General features: G+C 40.4%; 5 protein-coding genes. 4 read left to right on the top strand and 1 reads right to left on the bottom strand.

All coding sequences use genetic code 11. The features are described 5' to 3' along the window. The coding region (locus KGY70_15640) for a hypothetical protein (GenBank protein ID MBS3776629.1) at window positions 1–920 on the bottom strand (920 nt) is incomplete at its 3' end. A gap of 278 nt (window positions 921–1,198) precedes the next feature. Here KGY70_15640 and KGY70_15635 point away from each other — a divergent pair. The 4 genes from KGY70_15635 (at window position 1,199) to KGY70_15620 (ending at window position 5,694) form a co-directional block, all read left to right on the top strand. Then, the gene (locus tag KGY70_15635) at window positions 1,199–2,041 is read left to right on the top strand and encodes a helix-turn-helix transcriptional regulator (protein MBS3776628.1); all 843 of its coding nucleotides are present in this window, start codon (window positions 1,199–1,201) and stop codon (window positions 2,039–2,041) included. Window positions 2,042–2,333: 292 nt separating this feature from the next. Next, the gene (locus tag KGY70_15630; protein ID MBS3776627.1) at window positions 2,334–3,191 is read left to right on the top strand and encodes a carboxypeptidase-like regulatory domain-containing protein; all 858 of its coding nucleotides are present in this window, start codon (window positions 2,334–2,336) and stop codon (window positions 3,189–3,191) included. Then, window positions 3,082–4,059, top strand: coding sequence for a TonB-dependent receptor (locus KGY70_15625; protein ID MBS3776626.1), 978 nt, complete (start codon window positions 3,082–3,084; stop codon window positions 4,057–4,059). The genes KGY70_15630 and KGY70_15625 overlap by 110 nt, the downstream gene beginning before the upstream one ends. Window positions 4,060–4,248: 189 nt before the next feature. Then, window positions 4,249–5,694, top strand: coding sequence for a bifunctional metallophosphatase/5'-nucleotidase (locus KGY70_15620; protein MBS3776625.1), 1,446 nt, complete (start codon window positions 4,249–4,251; stop codon window positions 5,692–5,694). Window positions 5,695–6,118 lie beyond the last annotated feature (424 nt).

The raw sequence follows: 6,118 nt of genomic DNA, 5'->3' as shown, positions 1-6,118 counted from the left end.
ACGATCTTCCCGTCGCTCAGAATGCGATCATATAATTCCACAGCCCCTTCCGCCAGACGGATATTCTTTATGAAGCGTGTTTCTAAGTCGGCGGGGGCAAACCGGTCGCAGCCAATGGTAATACCGGTCGGATCAATTCCAAGGTTGGGAATATTCACCAGCCGCGCATCATCCAGGTAAGCTTTCAGGGAACGCTTGTTGAAAGATAGCGATACATGGCGCCATATGCTTTGCTCTCCATCTTTGCCATCTTTTACTCCCGGATATACAACATAACTCCTTTGTGCATCGATGGCATTCATGTGAAGATCAATGGGATTCATGGATAACCTCTTCTGGTTTTTTTGGTCAAAAAGCCAGATGAAATAACCGGCATATTTATCCTTCTCAAACCATACGTCAAATTCAAGGGTAAACTTTTCGGGCAGGTAATCTTCAGCCGAATTCTTTAAGTATGGGATGATTTTGGTATCCCCCGACCGGAAATAAATCACTTTTTGACCATCCAATTCGGCATTTTCTGCTGCTCCCTTAATAAGATCCCAACGCGAGGGAAATTCACCGTTTTCTTCATTTTCATGCACATCCTCAAAAATGATGCGCTCCCCCGGCACAAAATCGTAACGCGACCATTTCAAAACGGGGGAATCTTTTGATGCAGCCGTACCTTCCTCCCTCAGGGCTTCATCTCCAATTTTCTTTTCGGCTTTTTCATTGGAGGTTTGGTCTTTTTTCTTCTTTTTCTTTTTAAAAAGTCCCCCGACCTTATCAAAGGCTTTATCAATGCTTTTGTCGATCTTTTCTTCCGTTTTCTCTTCGGCTTTCTTTTTTACCTTCTTTTTAACCGGTTCCTGGGCAAAAATTGCCGACCCTGCAAAAATGAGGGCCGCTACGCACAAAACCTGAAATGTTGTTTTCATGGCAATATAACTTTATAATAAACAATATTTTTGGCAAGATAAAGGAGCTTGCATTGAAATGATAGTAAAAAATGGCCAAAATGGACTTGTGATATAAGGTTAATATAGGTAGCAATGGTTCAACCATTATCAGATTTATGTGAGATTTATGAAGGTATTGCAACCGGCAGTTTTTGGCTCCGAATATTTTTTTGAATCGAGGGGTTAAAAAATTTAATCAGTTCCTTGACAACCATAAATTTTTGCAGTAACTTACTCCCGTTTTATTATTAAATCCCATGAGGCTGGAATATCACATACCCGCCATGCCGTTAAGGGCATTCATCAAATTGTATGCCTTCTACAGCATTGAGAAAGAAAGGAAGATCAGCCCAATCAAGTTCATCCCCATGGGACTGCCCTATGTTGTTTTTAACCTGGAAGACTGCTTTTTCATTGATAAGTCAAATCTTGATAAGATGATTTCTACGAAAGGGAGTGTTATTACAGGACAGATGGTAAACCATTATTACCTTTTGCCCCAGGGTAATCTTACCAGTTTGAGTGTTATATTTCAGCCTGCGGGTATGTTCCGCCTGTTGCATGCTCCTATGCATGAACTGATTGATTATGGCTATCCGGCAGAAGATGTTCTCCGAGACAAGCTGACACCCCTATATGAAAAGATGCTGGCTGCAAATGGGAATCTTTCTTTAATGATCCGCACATTGGATGCATTTTTTCTGGCGCAACTTGCTAAAAGCGATAATCACTACGCATACATTGAATATGCATTGCATCGCATCCATGACTCCACCGGTTTGGTGACAATTCCCCAGTTGCTTGAACGGGTCTGCACCAGCGATCGAACGTTCAGGCGTAGATTTCGTGAATGCGTGGGTGTTTCCTGCAAAACATATACAAGCCTGACCCGTCTGAATCACATAATGAATGCTGTTAAAAACCAACGGCTAAGGGATATCAATTGGTGCAGAATAGCATGCAATTCAGGATACTATGATCAGATGCATTTTATTAAGGCCTTTAAAAGATTTTGTGGAGAAAATCCTACCGATTTTATTAACCGATACCATGACCCTGACCATGCTTCTGAAAAATATTTCTTATCGGCCAGTGAATAATTCGTCATCTCCTTTGAAATGGTAATTCTTTGCATTTAAAATAAAGCCTGTTCCTTCCTTTCGCAATAAGCCGGATGCATTAATCCAGAAGAATATATTATGTAATGAAGGAGTATCATTGGGGGATAATCATTACATAATCAGGCATAAATTGATCTTGTTGTTTTTTTAAAAAGAACTTTTAACCTACTAATGGATATATAAAGATTAATTAATAATTAATCAACATCCCTTTTGCCATTTCACTGTTACTTTGCATTAACAAAATATTACTAACCAAAAAAAGTGAACTATGAAGAAACTCACATTGTTTATTTTAGGCTTTTTACTTTCTCTGCAATTATCTTTTGGCCAAGGCATTTTGAAGGGCAAAGTAGTCAATGCAGAGAATGAAGAACCCTTAATCGGTGCTACCGTTGCAGTGAAAGGCAGTACCACGGGAACTGCCACTGCACTGAACGGCACATTTACACTGGAAGTTGTACCGGGTGAAAAGACACTGATTGTCTCCTATGTAGGATTTGTTAAAAAGGAGATGAATCTTACCGTGGAAGATGGTTCAGAACAAGATTTGGATTTAATAAGACTACAACCTGATGCCATAGGTCTGGAGGAAGTGAAAGTAGTTGCTTCCATTGCACAAAACCGGGAGACACCGGTCGCTGCTTCTAATGTGAAAGCAAAAAAAATCCAAATGGAACTGGGCAATCAGGAATTTCCACAAATTATGAATACCACGCCTGGTGTTTATGCTACCAAAAAAGGTGGAGGCGCTGGTGATTCAAGAATTAATATCAGAGGATTCGATCAAAGAAATGTTGCAGTACTAATCAATGGAGTACCGGTAAATGACATGGAAAATGGGTGGGTCTATTGGTCGAATTGGGCAGGCCTGAGTGATGTTACCCGAACCATTCAGGTTCAGCGCGGATTGGGTGCATCTAAACTGGCCATCAGCTCGGTTGGCGGGACCATTAATATCATTACAAAAACCACCGATACCGAAGAGGGAGGTTTTGCCGAAACTTCGGTAACAGATTATGGAAACAGAAAATTCAAACGACATTTTCTCTGCATTCCTGGCCGGTTCTGCCTCCAATACCTGGTACAAGCGCATCGATTATATGAGCTATCTGCCCGAAACCGATGAAAAAGTATCCGACTGGGAATCCCAATTTGGATATAATGTAAAGACTGGGGTCAATTATAACCTTACCAACCGACACAATGTCTTTTTTAATGCCGGATATTATGCCCGGGCCCCCTTCTTTGACTTTGTATTCATCAATTATACCAATGAAGTCAATCCCGATTACACAACTGAAAAGATCACCGGTCTTGAATTGGGTTATGGTTATCAGTCCAGAAAAGTTTCATTTGATCTGAATGGTTATTATACCCTTTGGTCCGATAGGTGGAATGACACCTATTATCCTGCAGCAGGAAGAACCATTTATTTCAAAGGCCTGGAGGAATTGCATACCGGTATTGATGCGGAATTGTCCTTTAATATATCCGAATCTCTGAAACTGGAAACATTTGGTTCTCTTGGTAACTGGCATTATACCAATGATGTGGAAGTAGATGTATATGATGAAGCAGATCAGACCTTGCTTGGAACCTATCAAGCCTACACCAAAGACCTGAAGGTTCCTGATGCACCTCAGACCACTTTCGGAGCAAGCGCCGATTTTCAACTGTTCAACCCACTCAATATTGGCCTTACATATAAATTCTATGATCAATTGTATGCGAATTTTGATCCTCTTAGTAGAACGGATACGGAAGATGACGAGCAATCCTATATGCTGCCTTCCTATGATGTGGTAGATGCCAGGGCAACCCTCAACTTTGATTTTTTTGGGGTAGATGCTCAGGCAAATGCTATAGTGCATAACTTGTTTAACAATGAATACATTGCAGAAGGGGATGATTTAGGCGGACATGACAAAGATTCCTTTGTGGGCATGTGGGGATGGAAACGAAATTTCTATTTTTCATTGAGGGTAAACTTTTAAAGTAAATAAAAGACATGGATTGTCAGGGATAATCTGACAATCCATGTCTTTTATACATTCAACATATTCCTTTCTGTTAATATACATAAAAGAAATAAAAGGAGAATATTTCTAAATCTCATATCTGCTATGCCAACTCTAGCCTCTTTGCCAATCGGTCTGAATTGGAAAAAACCCAAAATGATCGTCATGAAAAAATTCCTGTTTTACATCATTCCTATAATTTTTATTCATTGGGGATGTGAAAATAAAGAAAAATCAGACAGCCGGCAGCTCGAGGTAATCATTGTTCATACCAATGACATGCACGGAAGCATAAATAACTTTCCGCATCTTGCCGCTTTAAAAGACAGTTTGGAACAAATTCATGAACATGTTTTACTGGTAAGCGCCGGTGATATTTTCAGCGGAAATCCTGTGGTTGACCAGTATGATCCCCGCGGATTCCCTATTATTGATTTAATGAATGAGGTAGGATATCATATGTCGGCCATCGGGAACCATGAATTTGACTATGGACAGAAAGCTTTAAAGGAAAGAATGGAACAGGCTGAATTTCCTTTTCTCTGCGCTAATATGAAGACTGCCGGTTCCATATTGCCCCAACCAAAACCTTTTCATAGGCTACAGATAGAAGGGGTTGAACTGGTTTTTCTGAGTTTGCTTGAAACCGGCAATCAGGGGAAACCAGTCACCCATCCTGCAAAAGTAAAAGGCATCAAATTTTATGATCCAATACAAGTTGCCGGTCAATATATTGACAGCATTGAGGGAACTAATGCGATGATCGGGCTTACCCATCTGGGTTATTCCCGGGATAAGCAATTGATTGAACAGTATCATGCATTTGATGTCATCATTGGAGGACATTCCCATACGCTCCTTGAAAAGACTGACCAGTACAGGGGAGTATTGATCACTCAGGCCAACGACGATATGAACTATGCCGGTATTATCAGGCTGACTTTCAAAAAAGGCGAATTGGCCAATAAGTCATCTGAGCTGGTGGATCTGAACACCTTTCATCAAACAGATAAAAAGGTACAGGCCAAAGTGGACAAATACAACAACAATGAAGCTCTGGCGGAGATAATAGGATATGCAGCGTCGCCCATTAAAGGCAAAGGGGAGCTGGGATCGCTTTTTACTGATGCCCAGACTTCCATGCACAATCTCGATTTTGCTTTTCAGAATAACGGAGGGATACGAATTGATGAGATCCCCAAAGGAGAGATCCGGGTGAAAACCATTTATGCCCTGGATCCATTCGGAAATGAACTTATGAAGTTTACTATGACACCTGCTGAAATGATATCTTTGATCCGCTATTATTATAACAGATCATACAGTCCGGGACTCCGTATTTCCGGGGGTACCTATACGATGAAGGTAAACAGCAGCGATGAAATTGAAAAGATCATTGTAAAAGATGAACAAGGCGATTTACTAAATGTTGATTCCACGTACAGCGTGGGGCTAAATAGCTATATCTCGGATTCTTACGATTTTGAACACATCGATGAGGGTGAATCACTCAATATTACCACGGCAGAAAACATTATTAAATACATTAAGCAACAGGATACCATCGATTATTCAGAAGTGAAACGGGTTTATATTGAACAAACGGAGTAATCTCCCTTTATAGGGATATCTAATTTATTGAATGATCAATTTTTGATAAAAACGCTGGTCCTTGTATTCCGTTGCCAAGGTATATAACCCAGAATTATAAGAATGTAAATCCAACGGATTAAACACCACAGGCAATTTCTCTTCTGCAGACAATATGGAAAATTCTAATTTACGAGGATACACGTGTCCGGATTGATGCCTTCCAGCAGGAAGAAAAAGAGGAAGAAGAAAAAGGCTTTATTACCGTTGAGGATATGCCCACTTTTATGGGGAAGGACTGAACGAATTCCGCTTGACTAGTGTTAATACCATCAATTTATTATAGTAACTCAAACTTTAAAAAGATTCTTTGCGCTCTTTGCCTGCCCGTCGGCAGTCGGGCGTGTTAAATCTTTGCGACCTTTGCGTGAAGCCTTTTAAAAAA

The organism is Bacteroidales bacterium (assembly GCA_018334875.1).
Taxonomy (GTDB): Bacteria; Bacteroidota; Bacteroidia; order Bacteroidales; family UBA12077; genus JAGXLC01.
This window is presented reverse-complemented; position numbering and strand designations above follow the sequence as displayed.

Excerpts from the sequence above, each read along its gene's own strand:
- KGY70_15635 (MBS3776628.1), top strand. The coding sequence starts at position 1,199 with ATGAGGCTGGAATATCACATACCCGCCATGCCGTTAAGGGCATTCATC.
- KGY70_15620 (MBS3776625.1), top strand. The coding sequence starts at position 4,249 with ATGAAAAAATTCCTGTTTTACATCATTCCTATAATTTTTATTCATTGG.
- KGY70_15625 (MBS3776626.1), top strand. The coding sequence starts at position 3,082 with ATGGAAACAGAAAATTCAAACGACATTTTCTCTGCATTCCTGGCCGGT.
- KGY70_15630 (MBS3776627.1), top strand. The coding sequence starts at position 2,334 with ATGAAGAAACTCACATTGTTTATTTTAGGCTTTTTACTTTCTCTGCAA.